This window comes from Lipingzhangella halophila (genome assembly GCF_014203805.1).
GTDB lineage: Bacteria > Actinomycetota > Actinomycetes > Streptosporangiales > Streptosporangiaceae > Lipingzhangella > Lipingzhangella halophila.
Map to the genome: position 1 here is coordinate 4,792,725 of NZ_JACHJT010000001.1, position 18,103 is coordinate 4,810,827.

The 18,103-nt window shown below is 69.6% G+C and carries 10 protein-coding genes; 6 read left to right on the top strand and 4 right to left on the bottom strand.

All coding sequences use genetic code 11. The features are described 5' to 3' along the window. Window positions 1-5 precede the first annotated feature (5 nt). On the bottom strand, window positions 6-2,645 hold the full coding sequence (gene glgP, locus F4561_RS21910; RefSeq protein WP_184581236.1) for an alpha-glucan family phosphorylase: 2,640 nt from the start codon (window positions 2,643-2,645) through the stop codon (window positions 6-8). Window positions 2,646-3,160: 515 nt separating this feature from the next. Here glgP and F4561_RS21915 point away from each other — a divergent pair. From F4561_RS21915 to glgB, 4 genes are all read left to right on the top strand, one after another. After that, window positions 3,161-5,158, top strand: a complete 1,998-nt coding sequence (locus F4561_RS21915) for an alpha-1,4-glucan--maltose-1-phosphate maltosyltransferase (RefSeq protein WP_184581237.1) — start codon at window positions 3,161-3,163, stop codon at window positions 5,156-5,158. Between the two features lie 67 nt (window positions 5,159-5,225). Further along, window positions 5,226-7,046, top strand: a complete 1,821-nt coding sequence (gene treS / locus F4561_RS21920; protein ID WP_246437255.1) for a maltose alpha-D-glucosyltransferase — start codon at window positions 5,226-5,228, stop codon at window positions 7,044-7,046. A 27-nt stretch (window positions 7,047-7,073) separates the two neighbouring features. Beyond that, window positions 7,074-8,447 (top strand): maltokinase N-terminal cap-like domain-containing protein, encoded by a 1,374-nt coding sequence (locus tag F4561_RS21925; RefSeq protein ID WP_184581238.1) that lies wholly within the window; start codon window positions 7,074-7,076, stop codon window positions 8,445-8,447. Between the two features lie 114 nt (window positions 8,448-8,561). Next, window positions 8,562-10,766 carry a 1,4-alpha-glucan branching protein GlgB gene (gene glgB / locus F4561_RS21930; RefSeq protein ID WP_184581239.1) on the top strand — a complete coding sequence of 735 codons (2,205 nt, stop codon included), beginning with the start codon at window positions 8,562-8,564 and terminating at the stop codon, window positions 10,764-10,766. Between the two features lie 90 nt (window positions 10,767-10,856). On the opposite strand, the gene F4561_RS21935 is transcribed toward glgB, so the two are convergent. The 3 genes from F4561_RS21935 to F4561_RS21945 form a co-directional block, all read right to left on the bottom strand. Continuing rightward, window positions 10,857-12,437 carry a serine/threonine-protein kinase gene (locus tag F4561_RS21935; RefSeq protein ID WP_184581240.1) on the bottom strand — a complete coding sequence of 527 codons (1,581 nt, stop codon included), beginning with the start codon at window positions 12,435-12,437 and terminating at the stop codon, window positions 10,857-10,859. Between the two features lie 286 nt (window positions 12,438-12,723). Further along, complete coding sequence (locus F4561_RS21940; protein WP_184581241.1) at window positions 12,724-14,250, bottom strand: serine/threonine-protein kinase; 1,527 nt, start codon at window positions 14,248-14,250, stop codon at window positions 12,724-12,726. Between the two features lie 194 nt (window positions 14,251-14,444). Further along, window positions 14,445-15,122 carry a hypothetical protein gene (locus F4561_RS21945; RefSeq protein WP_246437256.1) on the bottom strand — a complete coding sequence of 226 codons (678 nt, stop codon included), beginning with the start codon at window positions 15,120-15,122 and terminating at the stop codon, window positions 14,445-14,447. Window positions 15,123-15,227: 105 nt separating this feature from the next. Here F4561_RS21945 and sppA point away from each other — a divergent pair, with 105 nt between their 5' ends. After that, window positions 15,228-16,946 (top strand): signal peptide peptidase SppA, encoded by a 1,719-nt coding sequence (gene sppA / locus F4561_RS21950; protein WP_184581242.1) that lies wholly within the window; start codon window positions 15,228-15,230, stop codon window positions 16,944-16,946. Continuing rightward, on the top strand, window positions 16,943-17,470 hold the full coding sequence (locus F4561_RS21955) for a flavin reductase family protein (protein WP_184581243.1): 528 nt from the start codon (window positions 16,943-16,945) through the stop codon (window positions 17,468-17,470). Before sppA ends, F4561_RS21955 begins: the two co-directional genes overlap by 4 nt. The last annotated feature ends 633 nt before the right edge of the window (window positions 17,471-18,103 follow it).

Here is an 18,103-nt window from a genome sequence, read left to right on the forward strand (position 1 = left end):
CAGTCCTACCGCAGCACAACCCCGTCGCCCATCCCGCCGGGCGGCGCCGGGAGCGCGATGAGGCCCATCTCGGTAGGGCTGGAGAGCAGCGCGTGCGTGGGCAGGGCCCGCACGGTGTATCCGCAGGAGCCGGCGCGCTCCAGCGGGACGGAGCCGGAATAGCGCACCAGAGTGCCGTCACCGGTTCGCCCGATCGCCGAGAGGTCCACCAGCACCGGGTCCAGCAGCTCCTCGGACGGGCTCACGCGGCCGATCGTGGCCTGCACCCGGACGTCCTCGGGGTCGAGGTTGCCCAGCGCCACCGTTGCCCGGACCTCCAGCTCGCTACCGACCTGGGGTACAACGTCGACCCCGCCCACCTCGACGTGCTGCACCCGGACACCGGGCCAGGCGGCGCGGACGCGCTGCTTCCAGGCGGCGAGCGCCCGCGCGCCGGCCATGCCGTCACTGGCGAGCATCCGCGAGGACTGCGCAGCATGGTGGTAGAGCCCGGTCACGTAGTCGCGGACCATCCGTGTCGCCAGCACCTTCGGGCCGAGCGAGACCAATGTGTGCTTGACCATCTCCAGCCAGCGCTTGGGCAGGCCGCTGTCGTCCTGGTCGTAGAACAGCGGGATGACCTGCTCCTCGAACAGGTCGTAGAGCGCGGCCGCCTCCAGTTCGTCGCGCCGGTCGGTGTCGGTCACGCCCTCGGCGGTGGGGACGGCCCACCCGTTGGATCCGTCGAACCACTCGGCCCACCAGCCGTCCCGGATGGACAGGTTGAGCCCGCCGTTCAGCGCGGACTTCATTCCGGAGGTCCCGCAGGCCTCCAGTGGGCGCAGCGGATTGTTCAGCCAGACGTCGCAGCCCTGCACCAACGACCGGGCCAGCGCCATGTCGTAGTCGGGCAGGAAAACGATCCGGTGGCGCACCTCGGGGTCGTCGGCGAAACGCACGATCTCCTGGATGAGCCGTTTTCCGCCCTCGTCAGCGGGGTGTGCCTTGCCCGCGATGACGATCTGCAGGGGCCGGTCGGGGTCGGTGAGCATGGCCTTGAGCCGGGCACGGTCGCGCAGCATCAGGGTGAGCCGCTTATAGGAGGGGACCCGGCGCGCGAAGCCGACCGTGAGGACGTCGGGGTCGAGGACGTCCTCGGTCCACCCCGTCTCGGCCTCACTGGCGCCCCTCTGCCGCCAGGACTCGCGCAGCCGGGCGCGGGCGTCGGCGACCAGTCGTTCGCGCAGTGTGCGCCGCATCTGCCAGAGCTCGCTGTCGGAGGCACCGGTGACCTTCTGCCACCCCTCGGGCCGGCTGAACTCCGCGGAGTCGGGGACAATGCGCTGGGCCAGGTCCTGGGCCTCCTCGGCCACCCAGGTGCGCGCGTGCACGCCGTTGGTGACCGAGGTGATGGGCACCGCCGAGGTGTCGAAGCCGGGCCACAGCCCTTGGAACATGCCCCGGCTGACCGCGCCGTGCAGGCCGCTGACGCCGTTGACCCGCTGCGCGAGGCGCATCCCCATGACGGCCATGTTGAACACTGAGGGGTCGCCTCCGGGGTAGTCCTCGGAGCCGAGAGCCAGCACCCGGTCCCCGGGAAGCCCGGCGATCACCGGGTCCCGGGCGAAGTGCCGCTCGACCAGCTCGCGCGGGAAGCGGTCGATCCCGGCGGGGACGGGAGTGTGCGTAGTGAAGACCGTGCCCGCCCGGGTCGCTTCGAGTGCCTGGCCGAACTCCAGCCCCCGCTTCGTGTACTCGCGTATCCGCTCCAGGCCGAGGAAGCCGGCGTGTCCCTCATTCATGTGGAAGACCTCGGGCTCGGGGTGGCCGGTCAGCTCGCAGTACGCGCGGACCGCCCGGACGCCGCCGACACCGAGCAGTAGCTCCTGGCGCAGCCGGTGCTCGGAGCCGCCGCCGTAGAGGCGGTCGGTGACGCCGCGCAGTTCTGGGGGGTTCTCCTGGTGGCAGGCGTCCAGCAGGAGCAGCGGGACCCGGCCCACCTGTACCACCCAGACGTGCGCGGTGAGGGACGCCCCGCCGGGCAGGGCCAACGCGATCCGGACGGGGGCTTCGGCACTGTCGCGGAGCTGGGTCATGGGCAGCCCGCGCGGATCGATCTCGGGGTAGTGCTCAAGCTGCCACCCCTCGGGCGAGAGGGTCTGGGAGAAGTAGCCGTGCCGGTACAGCAGCCCCACCCCGATGAGCGGAACACCGAGGTCGCTGGCGCTCTTGAGGTGGTCGCCGGCCAGGATCCCGAGCCCGCCGGAGTACTGGGGCAGCGCCGCGGTGAGGCCGTACTCGGCGGAGAAGTAGGCGACCGCGGAAGGCAGTGCCGGGTCCGGGGGCGCGCCCTCGCGGGTGTCGTCGGGGAACCGCTGGTACCAGCGCGGCGCGGTGAGGTACTCGTCTAGGTCGGCCGCGGCCCGGTCCAGCCTCGCCCGGAAGCCGGGGTCGGCGGTCAGTTCGGCGAACCGCTCGCTGGTGACCTCGCCGAGCATGCGCGACGGGTCGTGGCCGACCGTGTCCCAGATGCCGGGGTCGATCGCCGCGAAAACGTCGCGGGTCGCGGCGTGCCAGGCCCACCGGAGGTTGCCGGCCAGGCGCCCAAGAGGCGCGAGTTCGTCGGGAAGAACTGTTCGGACAGTAAACGTGCGGATCGCCTTCACGGAGGGTGATGCTAACCAATTCCCAGGGACCACGCCACCTGGCACAACGCAATCCGGCAATCGCCGGGATTGTCGTTTTCGGCGCCCGGACACACCGCACACGAGCACCGGAAACGACACATATGCGCGCTTTGTTTCGCCTCGTTTCCTGACATTAACAACCCCGCCAAGCCCGACACTCGGATTTTTCCGGGATTTGATCTCACCGGAACACTGAGGTGCGCGTGGGAATTCGGTGCGAGATGTCCGATTTTCCCGTCCAGGGGGACTGGGGCACCCAATCGACCTGCGCATATGGATGCCCATCCAGTGTGATGACAATCACAAAAATCAATCACCACGGACTGTCGGCGAGCGCCGCCCCGGGGACTGAGGATAGATATTGGAACGCACGGAACCCCGATGGCATTGATCCCTCGAATCCGCTTTTCGGCTGCCCTTGCCGCCTCTTGGTTTTCTGTTCACCGCGGACAACCCGAAAACTCTTGCCCGATTTCCAACCCGAACGGTGCACCTTGATCGGACGCCTTCCTATTCTCGACGTGTCTCCCGTTACCGACCACGGCACGGCAAAAGCCGTCACCGGCGAGACCGTTCCTGTTCGGGCAACCGTGCTCCGCGAGGGGCACGACGCCCCATGCGTCGGCGCCGTCCTGCACGCCCCCGACGGCCGCCGCCACGGCCTGTGGGAGATGCACCTGCTCGCCCCCGGAACCGACCGCTACGGCACCGACATCACCCTCCCCCACGAGGGGTGCTGGACCTTCGCTGTTGAGGCGTGGGCCGACCCCTTCGCCGACTGGCAGCGCGCCGCTGAGATCAAGATCGCGCTGGACCAGGACACCGAGCTGGTCCTGGAGGAGGGCGCACGCCTGCTCGACCGGGCGGCGCGCCGCGTGCCCCGCCGCCCGGACCTGGCGCGGGCCGCCGCCGTGCTGCGCGACCGCTCGGTGCCCGCCACCGAACGCCTGGCCCGCGCCACCGCCCCCGACGTCCTCGCCCACCTCGCCGAGGCGCCCCTACGCGACCTCGTCACACGCACCGGCCGGTTCCCCCTCACGGTGCACCGCAGGCGCGCCCTGGTCGGAGCGTGGTACGAGTTCTTCCCCCGCTCCGAAGGGGCGGTCCTCGACGGCCCCGACGGCCGGCAGCGTTCGGGCACGCTCGGCACCGCCGCCAAGCGGCTGCCAGCCATCGCCGACATGGGGTTCGACGTCGTCTACCTGCCGCCGATCCACCCGATCGGGTTCTCCCATCGCAAGGGCCCCAACAACACCCCGACCACGGGAGCCACCGACACCGCGCCCGCCGGCCCCGGATCCGTGTGGGCGATCGGCTCGCACGAGGGCGGTCATGACGCGGTCCATCCCGACCTCGGCAGCATCGAGGACTTCGACAACTTCGTCGCCGAGGCGCGCGACCACGGCATCGAGGTCGCGCTGGACCTGGCGTTGCAGTGCTCGCCGGACCACCCCTGGGTGCGTGAGCACCCGGAGTGGTTCCGCGTCCGCGCCGACGGCTCGATCGCGCACGCCGAGAACCCGCCAAAGAAGTACCAGGACATCTACCCGCTCGACTTCGACACCGACCCCGAGGGCATCTACGCCGAGGTCCGGCGGGTGGTGCGGTACTGGATGTCGCACGGTGTGCGCATCTTCCGTGTCGACAACCCGCACACCAAGCCGGTGGAGCTCTGGGAACGGCTCCTCGGCGACATCGCGGCCACCGACCCCGACGTGGTCTTCCTCGCCGAGGCGTTCACCCGCCCCGCCATGCTGCACACCCTGGCCAAGGTCGGGTTCCACCAGTCCTACACCTACTTCACCTGGCGCAACACCAAGGAGGAGATCGAGACCTACCTGCGGGAGCTCACCCGGGACTCCGCCGCCTACCTGCGCCCCAACCTCTTCGCCAACACGCCCGACATCCTCACCGAGTTCCTGCAGCGCGGTGGGCGCCCCGCATTCGAGATCCGCGCGATACTCGCCTCGTTGCTCTCCCCGGCATGGGGCATTTACGCCGGATTCGAGCTCTGCGAGAACGCGGCGGCCGCCCCCGGAAGCGAGGAATACCTCGACTCGGAGAAATACCAGTACAGACCCCGGGACTGGGACGCGGCCGAGGCAACCGAATTGACGATCACTCCGCTACTGCGCACGCTAAACTCGTTCCGGCGCGCCCATCCTGCCTTGCAGGAACTGCGAAACCTGCAGTTCCACAGTGTGGACCATCCCGAAATGGTCTGTTTTTCCAAACGTTTGGCCAAGGCAGCGGAAAACGGTCGCGACGACACCGTCCTGGTCGTCGTGAACCTTGACCCGCACCGGACACACGAGGCAACGGTGCATCTCGACATGCCTGCTCTTGGAGTCGCCGCCGGCGAAACGTGCACCGTTACCGACATCCTGTCGGGCGAGACACACCGCTGGGGAAAGACGAACTATGTCCGCCTCTCCCCGGATTTCCAGACCGCGCACATATTCACAGTCACCCGCGACGAAGCGACCCCATAACGCGGCCGCGAATGGAGTCCTCCGGCGGAACGCACTGGAACGTCAACTGGTGGAGTAGTCATTGACCATGCCGGCGCCAGAGACCAATCCCGCGTCCACCGCGGCCGTGCCCGACACATTCACCCACGAGAAACCCCGTGACCCGTACTGGTACAAACACGCGGTCTTCTACGAGGTACTGGTCCGCGGTTTCCACGACTCGAACGGAGACGGGACCGGAGACCTTCGCGGGCTCATCGAGAAGCTCGACTACCTCTCGTGGATCGGCATCGACTGCATCTGGCTGCTGCCGATCTACGAGTCGCCCCTGCGCGACGGTGGCTACGACATCTCCGACTACATGAAGATCCTGCCCGAGTTCGGGCAGATCGCCGACTTCGTGGAGCTCGTGGAGCAGGCGCACCAACGCGGGCTCCGGGTGATCGCCGACCTGGTCATGAACCACACCAGCGACCAGCACCCGTGGTTCCGGGCCTCACGGGCGGATCCCGAAGGCCCCTACGGCGACTTCTACGTCTGGTCGTGCACCACCGAGCGCTACAGCGACGCCCGCATCATCTTCGTCGACACCGAGAACTCCAACTGGACCTATGACGAGGTGCGCGGCCAGTACTACTGGCACCGGTTCTTCTCACACCAGCCCGACCTCAACTTCGAGAACCCCGCAGTGCAGGAGGCGATCCTGGAGGTCCTCCGTTTCTGGCTGGACCTGGGGATCGACGGCTTCCGGCTGGACGCCGTGCCGTACCTGTACGAGCGCGAAGGCACCAGCTGCGAGAACCTCAAGGAGACCCACGAGTTCCTGAAGCGCATCCGTTCCGAGGTCGACCGCCTCTACCCCGACCGGGTGCTGCTCAGCGAGGCCAACCAGTGGCCGGCTGATGTCGTCGACTACTTCGGTGACTTCGAGACCGGCGGCGACGAGTGCCACATGAACTTCCACTTCCCGCTGATGCCGCGGATGTTCATGGCGGTCCGCCGCGAGCAGCGGTATCCGATCTCGGAGATCCTCGCCCAGACCCCGCGCATCCCGCGCAACTGCCAGTGGGCGATCTTCCTGCGCAACCACGACGAGCTGACCCTGGAGATGGTCACCGACGAGGAGCGCGACTACATGTACGCCGAGTACGCCAAGGACCCGCGGATGCGTGCCAACGTCGGTATCCGGCGGCGCCTCGCGCCTCTGCTCGACAACGACAAGAACCAGATCGAGCTGTTCACCGCACTCCTGCTCTCCCTGCCCGGCTCCCCCGTTCTCTACTACGGCGACGAGATCGGCATGGGCGACAACATCTGGCTGGGCGACCGCGACGCCGTCCGCACCCCGATGCAGTGGACCTCCGACCGCAACGCGGGCTTCTCGCGGTGCGACCCCGCCCGCCTCTACCTTCCGCTCGTCCTGGACCCGATCTACGGCTACCAGGCCCTCAACGTCGAGGCGCAGCGCGACAACCCCGGTTCGATCCTGAACTGGACCCGCAAGATGATCCACATCCGCAAGCGCCACCCGGTCTTCGGCACCGGCGACTTCACCGAACTGCACGCCAGCAACCCCAGCGTGTTCGCGTTCGTCCGGGAGTACGGCGACGACCGGATGCTGTGCGTCAACAACCTCTCGCGGTTTCCCCAGCCAGTTGAGCTGGACCTGCGGCGCTTCGAGGGGGTCACGCCGATCGAGTGCGTGGGAGGCGTGCGCTTCCCCGCGATCGGTGAGCTCCCGTACCTGCTCACCCTGTCCGGTCACGGCTTCTACTGGTTCCAGTTGCCGCCTGTGGACGAGACGGAGGGGCCGGCCAAGGACGACCGGACCCAGACCACCACACCATCCCGCCCGGCGGCCGTGCCTCCACGCCGCGTCCAGCGCGCCGTCAGCCATGCGGGGGCCTGAAAAAGAAGGGGAACGGACCACTCGGATATGACCCAGCTTGAGGAGCTACTCGCCACCTGGATCCCGCGGCAGCGGTGGTTCGCCGGAAAAGGGGCACCGATCGAGACGGTGGCGGTCGAGGCCGAGCACCAGATCGTCACCGGCGATCCCGCGCTGCGGCTGCTGGTCGTGCGGGTCCGCCAGCACGACCTCTCGTCCCGGTACCAGGTTCTCCTCGGCATGTGTGCCGAGGGCGGGCTCCGCGCGGACCTCACCCACGCCGTGATCGGAGTGTGCGCGCTGCCCGGGCTCGGCTCCGCGCACACGGTCTACGACGCCGCCCACGACCCGGAGCTGACGGCACTGCTGCTCGACCACATCGCCCAGGGGAAGGGCGGCAGGCTCCGTTTCCACGCCGTACCGGGGTCCGTGGTGCGTACCGGCCTGCGCAGCCTGGTCCTCAACGGAGAGCAGTCGAACACCTCCGTCGTCTACGGCGAGGAGTACGTGCTCAAGATCTTCCGCCGGCTGTGGCCGGGCCACAACCCCGACCTGGAACTGAACGCCGCCCTGGCGGGCTCGGCGTTCGTGTCGCCGCCGCACGGCTGGATCGAGACCGACCTCGGCGACGACGAGGGGCACGCGGTCCCCACCACCCTGGCGATGCTGCAGGAGTACCTGCGCAGCGCCACGGACGGCTGGGTACTGGCGGCGACCAGCGTCCGCGACCTGTACGACGCGCCGGGTACCCCTCCGGGGGCGGCCGGCGGCGACTTCGCGGGCGAGGCCGAGCGGCTCGGCTCCGCCACGGCGGCGGTCCACCGCCACCTGGCCCAGGACCTGCCCACCGACGTGCTGTCGTCCCGGGCGCTCCAGGAGGTCGCCCGGTCGATGGAGGAGCGGCTGCGCCGCGCCGTCGCCGAGGTACCGCAGCTCAAACCGTACGCCGGGGCCCTGCGGTCCGCTTTCGAGGCGTTCGCCGAGGTCGACGACCCGCTGCCGGTGCAGCGGGTGCACGGCGACTACCACCTCGGCCAGGTGGTGCGCACCGACACCGGGTGGGTGCTGCTGGACTTCGAGGGCGAACCGGGCGCTCCCATCGACGAACGGCAGCGCCTGTCCAGCCCACTGCGCGACGTGGCCGGGATGCTGCGCTCGTTCGACTACGCCGCCCGGTACCAGCTCGTCGGCAACGCCCACGAGGACGAGCTGGCGCCGGTGGCGCGCGACTGGGCCCGGCACAACCGCGACGCGTTCTGCGCGGGCTACGCCAACGGAGGCGGCGTCGACCCGGAGAAACACCAGGCCGTACTGCGTGCCTTCGAGTACGACAAGGCCGTCTACGAGGTCCTCTACGAAGCGCGCAACCGGCCCACCTGGCTGCGCATCCCGTTGGACTCCATCGCGGCACTGGCGACCTGACCGCCTCTGCCCCACGACCACCGAGCCCCCCACCAGCAACACCCGGAACCCGTACGTACGGACCGTGGAGACTCCCGCAGCGGACCCACGACGAGCCTTGGAGATGACGCCGGCGTGAACCCACCCGACAACGCACCCGCCCCGGCCGCCACCGCGGCCACCTCCCTCACCCGCGAGATCGACCGACTCGTCGCCGGTGAGCACCACGATCCGCACGCTGTCCTCGGTGCCCACCCCGGCGCAGACGGGCTGACCCTGCGCGCGCTGCACCCGACGGCGACCTCGGTACACGCGGTGCTGCCCGACGGGCAGCGCGTCGAGCTGGACCACATTCACAAGGGAGTGTTCGCGACGACACTCGCCCACCCCGAGCCCGGCGCGCCCGACTACCGGCTCGCCGTGCACTACCCCGACGCCGGCGAGATCACGATGGACGACCCCTACCGGCACCCGCCCACCCTCGGCGAACTCGACCTGCACCTCATCGGCGAGGGCCGCCACGAGGAGCTGTGGCGGGCCCTCGGAGCGCACACCCGCGGCCCGGCCAGGGGCACCGCGACCGGCACGTCCTTCGCCGTGTGGGCGCCGGGCGCGCGCGGGGTGCGCCTCGTCGGCGACTTCAACCACTGGGACGGTAGGGCGCACCCCATGCGCTCGCTCGGCGCTACCGGCGTCTGGGAGCTGTTCGTCCCGGGCGTCGGAGACGGTGCGCAGTACAAGTACCGGATCCTCGGACGCGACGGCGTGTGGCGCGACAAGGCCGACCCGCTGGCCTTCGCCGCCCAGGTGCCGCCGGACACCGCCTCCCTCGTGTACACCTCGAACTACCAGTGGCGCGACGACGCCTGGCTGTCCGAACGCAAGACCCGGGACTGGACCACCGAGCCGATGAGTGTCTACGAGGTCCACCTGGGATCCTGGCGACCGGGGCTGGGCTACCGCGAGCTGGCCACCCAGTTGGTCGACTACGTGCGCGAGATGGGGTTCACCCACGTCGAGTTCCTGCCGGTGGCCGAGCACCCCTTCGGCGGCTCGTGGGGCTACCAGGTCACCTCCTACTTCGCGCCCACGGCCCGGTTCGGCTCGCCCGACGACTTCCGGCACCTCGTCGACGAGCTGCACCAGGCGGACATCGGCGTGCTGCTCGACTGGGTGCCCGCGCACTTCCCGAAGGACGAGTGGGCCCTCGCGTGGTTCGACGGCTCGCCCACCTACGAGCACCCCGACCCGCGGCGCGGGGAACACCCCGACTGGGACACACTGATCTTCGACTACGGCCGGACCGAGGTACGCAACTTCCTCATCGCCAGCGCGCTGTACTGGCTGGAGGAGTTCCACATCGACGGCCTGCGGGTCGACGCCGTGGCGTCGATGATCTACCTGGACTACTCCCGCGAGGGAGGCGACTGGGCGCCTAACGCCGAAGGAGGGCGGGAGAACCAGGACGCCCTGGGGCTGCTCAAAGAGCTGAACGCGACCGCGTACCGGCGCAACCCGGGCATCACCATGGTCGCCGAGGAGTCCACGGCCTGGCCCGGGGTTTCCCGCCCCACCGAGCACGACGGGCTCGGGTTCGGCTTCAAATGGAACATGGGGTGGATGCACGACACCCTGGAGTACCTCAAGCGCGACCCGGTCCACCGGCAGTACCACCACAACGAAGTCACGTTCGCGATGGTGTACGCCTACAGCGAGAACTACGTGCTCCCGCTGTCCCACGACGAGGTCGTGCACGGCAAAGGGTCGCTGCTGAACAAGATGCCCGGCGACGAGTGGCGCCGGTTCGCGGGGCTGCGGGCCCTCCTCGGCTTCATGTGGGCGCACCCCGGCAAGCAGTTGCTGTTCATGGGAAGCGAGTTCGGGCACGGCGACGAGTGGTCGCACGAGGGCGGGGTGCAGTGGTGGCTGCTGGACCACGCCTACCACGTCGGGGTGCGGTCGCTGGTCGCCAACCTCAACCGGGTGTACCGCGACACCCCCGCGCTCTGGTCCCTCGACTCCGACCCGGCCGGGTTCACCTGGCTCGACGGTGGCGACGCCCAGGGCAACACGCTGTCGTTCCTGCGCCACGGCGACGACGGTTCCGTCCTGGCCTGCCTGGTCAACTTCTCCCCCGAACCGCACCGCGACCACCGGGTGGGGCTGCCCGCCACCGGCACCTGGCACGAGGTCCTCAACACCGACGCCGGGGCCTACAACGGAAGCGGATACGGCACCCGCACGCGGGTCAGGGCCACCACCACACCGTGGAACGGACAGCCGGCCTCGGGACTGGTGACCTTCCCACCACTGGCCACCGTGTGGCTGAAGCGGGGGTGAGAAACGGCGTGGCCCGTCCTCCGCTCCGGAGGCCGGGCCACCGGCTCCGGCCGGCGCCCCGGCGGGGCACCAGGACACCTTCCAAGGAGGTCAACCGGTTCGGGAGAGCTCGAGTGTCGACCTGGGTTCGGATTCCTCGTCCTCTTCGAAGAAGCCGATGGTCATGGTGTCCCCGTCGACGGTCAGCTCTGCCTCGTCGATGATGGGCCAGAACTCTGTGTTGTCCACGCAGCGATTGGGCTCGAGCCCACCGCTGAGCGGGATGTTGGCCCGGTAGCCGTCTTCGGTGCTTTCGAGCAGCCTGATTTCGGCCGAGCATGTGTCGTTGTCGAGGGCTTCGAGGGCGGCGGTTTGCGCCCCGGCCTCGATGTGCACCTCGAAGACGTTCCCGGAGTCGGCGACACCTTCCCATGCCCCGGCTTCCTCCTCGGAGAACCGATAGTCCGCAGAGGCGGCATCCTCGCTGCGGTCCGAGGACGGGTCGTCGGTATCCTCTTCCGAGGCCGGGTTCTCGCGGCCGTTGCCGCCTGGACTTTCTGCACCGTCCTGGGTGCCTGGACTTTCTGCACCGTCCCGGGTGCCTGGACTTTCTGCACCGTTTGGGGTACCGCCTGGCCGCAGGACGCTACTTAGCAGCGCGCCCGCCCCCAGAAGGGCGATAACGGCTACCACGGCGCCGGCGCCCAGGAGCCAGCGTGGCGGGCGTTTGCCTTGCCTGCGCGGGTCGGAGGCGTCTGTGGCGGGCGTCATGGTGCCCGTGGGCGGCCCATTGGCGACGGTGGACGCGCCGGTGTCGTCGAGTACAGCGGTGCGGGCCTCGTGCATTGCCTGGTTGAGGCCGGCGGCGTCGGTGGGGCGGCCCTGGCGGCCCAACAGCGTCATCAGCACGTCCACCGCAGCGGGGCGCACGGCGGGGTCCTTGGCCAGGGCCGCCGCGACCAGCGGACGCAGCTCGTCGGGAAGCGCCCTCAGGTCGGGGTCGGTGTGCAACACGTTGTGCAGCACGTTGGGAACCGTGCCACCGTCGAACGGCGAAGCACCGGTGGCCGCGAAGGCCATGACCGCGCCCCAGGCGAACATGTCGGAGGCGGGCGTGGCATTGCCATGGGCGATCTGCTCGGGCGCCATGAACGCCGGCGTTCCGATCGTGGAATTGGTCAAAGTGCCCGCGCCTTCGGTGATCTGGGCGATCCCGAAGTCGATCACCCGCGCCCCGCCGTCACCGAAAAGGACGTTGCCGGGCTTGAAATCGCGATGCACGATACCGGCCTCATGGATCGCCACCAGCGCCGTGGCCGTGGCCACCGCCAGGCGGCCAAGATCTCCGGCCGCCATCGGCCCGTCCTGGCGGATGCGCTGGGACAGCGACCGGCCCTCGACATACTCACTGACAATGTAGGGCGATTCCGCGTCAAAGTCGGCCGCCAGCACCGCCGCGGTACAGAACGACGCGACCTGCCGAGCCGCTTCCGCCTCACGCACGAACCGCTGCCGCACTCGGGAATCGTCCAGGGCCTCAGCGCTGAGGCTCTTGACGGCGACGCGGTCCCCGCCCTGGGCCGGTTCTGCGAGGTAGACGGTTCCCTGGCCACCCGCCCCGAGGCGGCCGAGCAGCCGGTATCCGCCGATCTCGGCCGGGTCGTCGTCGGTCAGGGGCGCGGATTCAGGCATGTCGGGTGCTCCAGGGGGTGGGGGGTGCCTTGCTGATGGGATTCCCACGACACGGCGGTTTCGGTCGCTACCGGGTTCTGACGCTACCCCGCGCCCAATGGTTCTCACACGCTGTGCCTTCACCCCGGCGGATCGGCCCACGGCCAACCGGCCTCGGGACTGGTGACCTTCCCACCACTGGCCACCGTGTGGCTGAAGCGGGAGTGAGAAACGGCGTGGCCCGTCCTCCGCTCCGGAGGCCGGGCCACCGGACCTGGCCGGCGCGCCGGGACACGTTCCGAGGAGGTCAGCCGATTCGCGAGAGCACGAGTGTGGACTCGACGTTCATCCTCTCTCCAGTCAGCGAGTTCTCCTGGTAGAAGTCGATGGTCATGGCGTTGCCTTCGACAGCCAGATCCACCTCAGTGCTCCACTCCATGTGAGTATCGTTGCTCACGCAGCGGAAGGGGGTCTCTTCCCTTCCGCTGAACGAGATGTTGGCCCGGTAGCCGTCTTCGGTGCTTTCGATCAGCCTGATATCGGTGGAACAGGAGTCGTCCTCGGGTGCGTCGAGGGGGGCGGCTGGTTTCCCGGCCTCGGTTTCCGCCTCGAAAGGGATGCCGGAGTCGGAGGTGCCCTCCCATGATCCGGCCTCCTCCTCGGAGAACGCGACGCCCTCCGCGAGGCTCCCGTTGTCCCCTCCGTCCCCTCCGTCCCCTCCGTCTCCCCCGTCTCCTTCGTCCCCGCTTTCCGCACCTTCGTTGGCGCCATCGCCCGCGTTCGGCGCCAGGACGTCGTCGAGTAGCATGCCCGCCCCCAGAAGCGCGACGGCGGCCAGCACCGCGCCGACACCGATGAGCCAGCGGCGCGACCGTTTCGGTCGACTGGAGGGAACCGCGCCCGGAGCTGTGGTCCGCGTGGGCGGCCCGTACCCCGCGGTTGGGGCTCCACCCCCACCGTCGACCACGGCGGTGTGCGCCTCACGTATCGCCTGGTTGAGGCCGGCGGCGTCGGTGGGGCGGCCCTGGCGGCCCAACAGCGTCATCAGCACGTCCACCGCAGCGGGGCGCACGGCGGGGTCCTTGGCCAGGGCCGCCGCGACCAGCGGACGCAGCTCGTCGGGAAGCGCCCTCAGGTCGGGGTCGGTGTGCAACACGTTGTGCAGCACGTTGGGAACCGTGCCACCGTCGAACGGCGAAGCACCGGTGGCCGCGAAGGCCATGACCGCGCCCCAGGCGAACATGTCGGAGGCGGGCGTGGCATTGCCATGGGCGATCTGCTCGGGCGCCATGAACGCCGGCGTTCCGATCGTGGAATTGGTCAAAGTGCCCGCGCCTTCGGTGATCTGGGCGATCCCGAAGTCGATCACCCGCGCCCCGCCGTCACCGAAAAGGACGTTGCCGGGCTTGAAATCGCGATGCACGATACCGGCCTCATGGATCGCCACCAGCGCCGTGGCCGTGGCCACCGCCAGGCGGCCAAGATCTCCGGCCGCCATCGGCCCGTCCTGGCGGATGCGCTGGGACAGCGACCGGCCCTCGACATACTCACTGACAATGTAGGGCGATTCCGCGTCAAAGTCGGCCGCCAGCACCGCCGCGGTACAGAACGACGCGACCTGCCGAGCCGCTTCCGCCTCACGCACGAACCGCTGCCGCACGCGCGGGTCCTCCAGTGCTTCGGAACTCAGGCACTTGAGGGCGACGCGGGCCCCGCCCCGCACCGGCTCCGCGAGGTACACCGTTCCCTGACCACCCGCTCCCAGACGGCCGAGCAGGCGAAGTCCCCTGATCTCGGCCGGGTCGTCATCCTTCAGGGGGAAAGGGGCGGGCATGTTGGACGCTCCAGGGGTGGGGGGGTGTCTTGCTGATGGGGGGCTCCCACGGCACGACCGTCCCGGTCGCTACAGGGTTCTGACGCTACCCCGCGCCCAATGGTTCTCACACGCTGTGCCTTCACCCCGGCGGGCCGGCACGCGGCCAGTGGGGTGGCTCTACCTGCGAACTCGCCCCCTGGGGACCGAGCGGGTCACGAGTTGTACTCGGTGACGTCCATCGACTCGGCGACCGCGTCGTACGTGGCCGAGTAGCGTGCGTCCACCGCACCCGCGTAGACGGCGACGTCCGACTGGGGCAGGTACCACAACCGAACCTCGAAGGTGTCGTCGTTCTCGCAGGTCACGATCCACTTCCGGTGGTGCGACTTGAGTCCGTCGGCGTGCTGGACCAGGCCTTCCTCGTCCCCGGCGTCCTCCTGGCGGGCTTCCTTGACCCCGACACTGGTGTCATCGACGGTGCTCAGGCTGCGGCACTCGGTGGGCTCGGTGGCCCAGCCGTCCGGCTTGTTGTAGGCCGCGTCTTTCTTCGGCCACTTCTTCGGGTTGTTCTCGGCGGCCTTCGGCCACACCTGGATCGCCCCGTAGCCGCACTCGTCCTGGTTCGGCGGGCGCATGCACAGCCCGCCGTCCTTGTCGACCTCCCAGTCCTCGGGCGCGCCGATCTTCACCCCCGCGACCTCAACGGGGACCAGATCGTCGGGCGCTGATGGCTCCACCGCGGGCACCGCTCCGCTGTAGGTCTCCTCGGGGCCGTCCCCACCGGAGCCGCCCCCGCACCCGGACGCGATAAGCATCAGGGCCGCGAATGCCGCGCCCCGTAGGACCCACGTTCCCGGTGCGAACCGGGTGCGGTCGGTCGTGCCAGACATGCGATTCCCTCCTGCGACTGAGAATCGAACCTCATAGACGATAGCGGGCGATCCGGGCCGCGCGTGCCATCCCCTGTTCCGTTCACGGGGGACTAGCCTGAGGGCATGGTGGATGCCGCGAAGCTCATTGAGCCACTGTCCCAGCTCCGCCACCGGCGGGGCACCTCCGTGATCCTGGAGCTCGACCTCACCGAAGGGCTGTCCGACGACTCCCTCGCCGACCCCGTCTCCCAGCTCATAGCCAAACGCCGGCAGCGTCTCCCGGACATCGTCGAGGGCATCCGCCGCGGCGCGCAGGATCCGCGGGTCCGCGGCCTGATCGCCCGGATCGACGGCAAGCCCTTGGGATTCGCACAGGTGCAGGAGCTGCGCCGGACTATCGCCGCGTTCCGCGCGGCGGGCAAGCCCGCGGTCGCCTACAGCGAGTCCTTCGGCGAGGTCGGCCCCGGCACGGTGCCCTACTACCTTGCCACGGCGTTCGACGAGATCGCCCTGCTGCCGACTGGAACGCTCGGCCTCACCGGGGTCAGCGTCAGCGCGACGTTCCTCCGCGACACCGTCGACAAGATCGGGGTGCAATACGAGGTCGGCGCGCGGCACGAGTACAAGACCGCCGTCAACACGTTCACCGAGCGCGGGCTCACCGAGCCGCACCGCGAGGCCACAGGGCGCATCGTCGAGTCCCTCAACGAGCAGATCACCCAGGGCATCGCGGAACGGCGCGGGTTGACCCCCGAGCAGGTCCGCGCGCTCACGGACCGCGGGCCGTTCCTCGCCACCGAGGCGCTGTCCGAAGGGCTGGTCGACCGGCTGGCGTACCGCGACGAGGTCTACACCGACCTGCTCAACCGGTTCCGCACTCCGGAGAGCGGCGGGGACACGCCGCACCTGCAGTTCGTCTCCCGCTACCAGCGCCGCCACGCCTTGGCCGCCCGGGTTCCCTCCGCGCAGCGCGAGGACTACATCGGACTCATCCCCGCCACCGGCATGATTATCACCGGACGCAGCCGCCGCGCCCCGATCGGCGGGCCGGTGATCGGCTCCGACACCCTGGCGGCGGCGTTCCGCGCGGCCCGGCGCGACCCGCGCGTGCGCGCGGTCGTCTTCCGGGTGGACAGCCGCGGCGGTTCGCCGGTGGCCTCCGACATCATCCGCCGCGAGGTTCAGCTGACCAGCGAGGCCGGCACACCGGTGATCGCGACGATGGGCGACGTCGCCGGGTCCGGCGGGTACTACATCACGCTTGGCGCGGACGCGATCGTCGCCCACCCGGGAACGCTCACCGGATCCATCGGGGTGTACATGGGCAAGGCGGTCCTGGCCGGCCTGCTCGGCAAGCTCGGGATCAACACGGAGTCCGTCGACAGCGGCGAGCACTCGGCCATGTTCAACAGCGACCGCCAGTTCAGCGACTCCGAGTGGCAGCGCATCGACGCGATGCTCGACCACGTCTACGACGACTTCACGAGCAAGGTCGCCGAGGCGCGCGGCATGACGCGCGAGCAGGTGCACGATCTGGCGCGCGGGCGGGTGTGGACCGGCAGTGACGCCCGCGAAGGCGGCCTCGTCGACCAGCTCGGCGGCCTGGACACCGCCGTGCGGATGGCGCGGGAGAAAGCCGGGCTGCCCGTCAGCGCGAGTGTGCGCCCGTACCCGCAGATGCACCCGCTCGAACGGATGAGGCCCGCGGAGTCCAGCGAGGACCGCACCGCGGCCGCACGGGTCCAGTTCGACGCGTGGGGACCGCTCGCGGGGCTCTCGGCCAGGCTGGGACTGCCGGCCGGCGGGCCGATGTCCATGCCGGGAACCTGGGAGATCCGATGAGCGCCGGATCGCCACGCGACCCGGCGGGGTTCGTCCTCGCGGAGTTCACCGAGACAATGGGCCGGTTCGCCACCGGGGTGACCGTGGTGACGGTGAACGACGAGCTGGACGATGTCGGCAGCACGGTGAACGCGTTCTCCTCGGTTTCCGCCGAACCGCCGATGATCATGATCTGCATGGTCAACACCAGCTATCTCTGCGAGGTCATCGACACGCAAGGGCGCTTCGCCGTCAACGTGCTCAGCCACCAGCAGCGAGCCATAGCCGGACGGTTCGCCGCCGAGGGGCGCCCCAGCGCCCGGCTGTTGGTGGCCGGGGAGCCGCACCATCGGGGCGAGCACACGGGCGCGTTGATCCTCGACGGCGCGATCGCGGCCATGGAGTGCTCGGTGGTGCGGTGCGTTCCCGCCGGCGACCACAACGTCTACCTCGCCGAGGTGACGTCCCTGCCCCCGGTGGGTGGCCTGCCAGCGGAGATGGCGCCCCTGGTCCGCTACGGGGGGCGGTACCGCGGCCTGGGGTAACCCCACCCGCTGATCCAGGTGTCCCGGCCATGGAGGTCGGGTACGGCCCGGTGGCGCATGCGCGTGGTCCTGCCCGCGACAGGGGCGGTGCGGGCGCCGGGGTCCGGGTGTGACGTTCATCGCTGCGGTGGCGCGTGGTGCGGTGTCCGACGGGGCATCGAAGGCCGCGGATGGGCCGGCCCCCGGTGATCGGTGCGGGTGCCCGGCGGTGGGGCGTGTAACGGGGGCGGCGGCTGGTGGTGGGGGCCAGTGGGGGTGTCTGTGGTGTGGTTCTCGGTGCGGGGTCGCGCCGAGAGTGTCTGTGGGGACGGTCTCGGCGCCGAATCTGTCCGCACGGTCGGTTTCGGTGCCGCGCGAGCCTCCGCGCGCCCGCTATGTCCGGATTGTGAACGGTCTGGGTGCCGATCTTGAGGAAATCGTTCCTTCAAAGCGCTTTGAAGGAACGATTTCCTCAAGATCGGCGCCAAAATCGGACGTAGCGGACACACGCAGGCGGGCAGCGGAGATCCCAAGCCCCACGCCGGGCGAAACCAGGCAACGCCCTCGGAGCCCTGCGCCGTCCTCGCCGCCCACGTCGGGCGCACCACCACCGGGCACCAGGGGCGATTACTGAGGGCTGGCCAATCCGCTGCT

Coding starts and splice junctions, on each gene's coding strand:
- F4561_RS21945 (WP_246437256.1), bottom strand. CDS start 15,122: ATGTCTGGCACGACCGACCGCACCCGGTTCGCACCGGGAACGTGGGTC.
- F4561_RS21925 (WP_184581238.1), top strand. CDS start 7,074: ATGACCCAGCTTGAGGAGCTACTCGCCACCTGGATCCCGCGGCAGCGG.
- sppA (WP_184581242.1), top strand. CDS start 15,228: ATGGTGGATGCCGCGAAGCTCATTGAGCCACTGTCCCAGCTCCGCCAC.
- F4561_RS21955 (WP_184581243.1), top strand. CDS start 16,943: ATGAGCGCCGGATCGCCACGCGACCCGGCGGGGTTCGTCCTCGCGGAG.
- F4561_RS21935 (WP_184581240.1), bottom strand. CDS start 12,437: ATGCCTGAATCCGCGCCCCTGACCGACGACGACCCGGCCGAGATCGGC.
- treS (WP_246437255.1), top strand. CDS start 5,226: ATGCCGGCGCCAGAGACCAATCCCGCGTCCACCGCGGCCGTGCCCGAC.
- F4561_RS21940 (WP_184581241.1), bottom strand. CDS start 14,250: ATGCCCGCCCCTTTCCCCCTGAAGGATGACGACCCGGCCGAGATCAGG.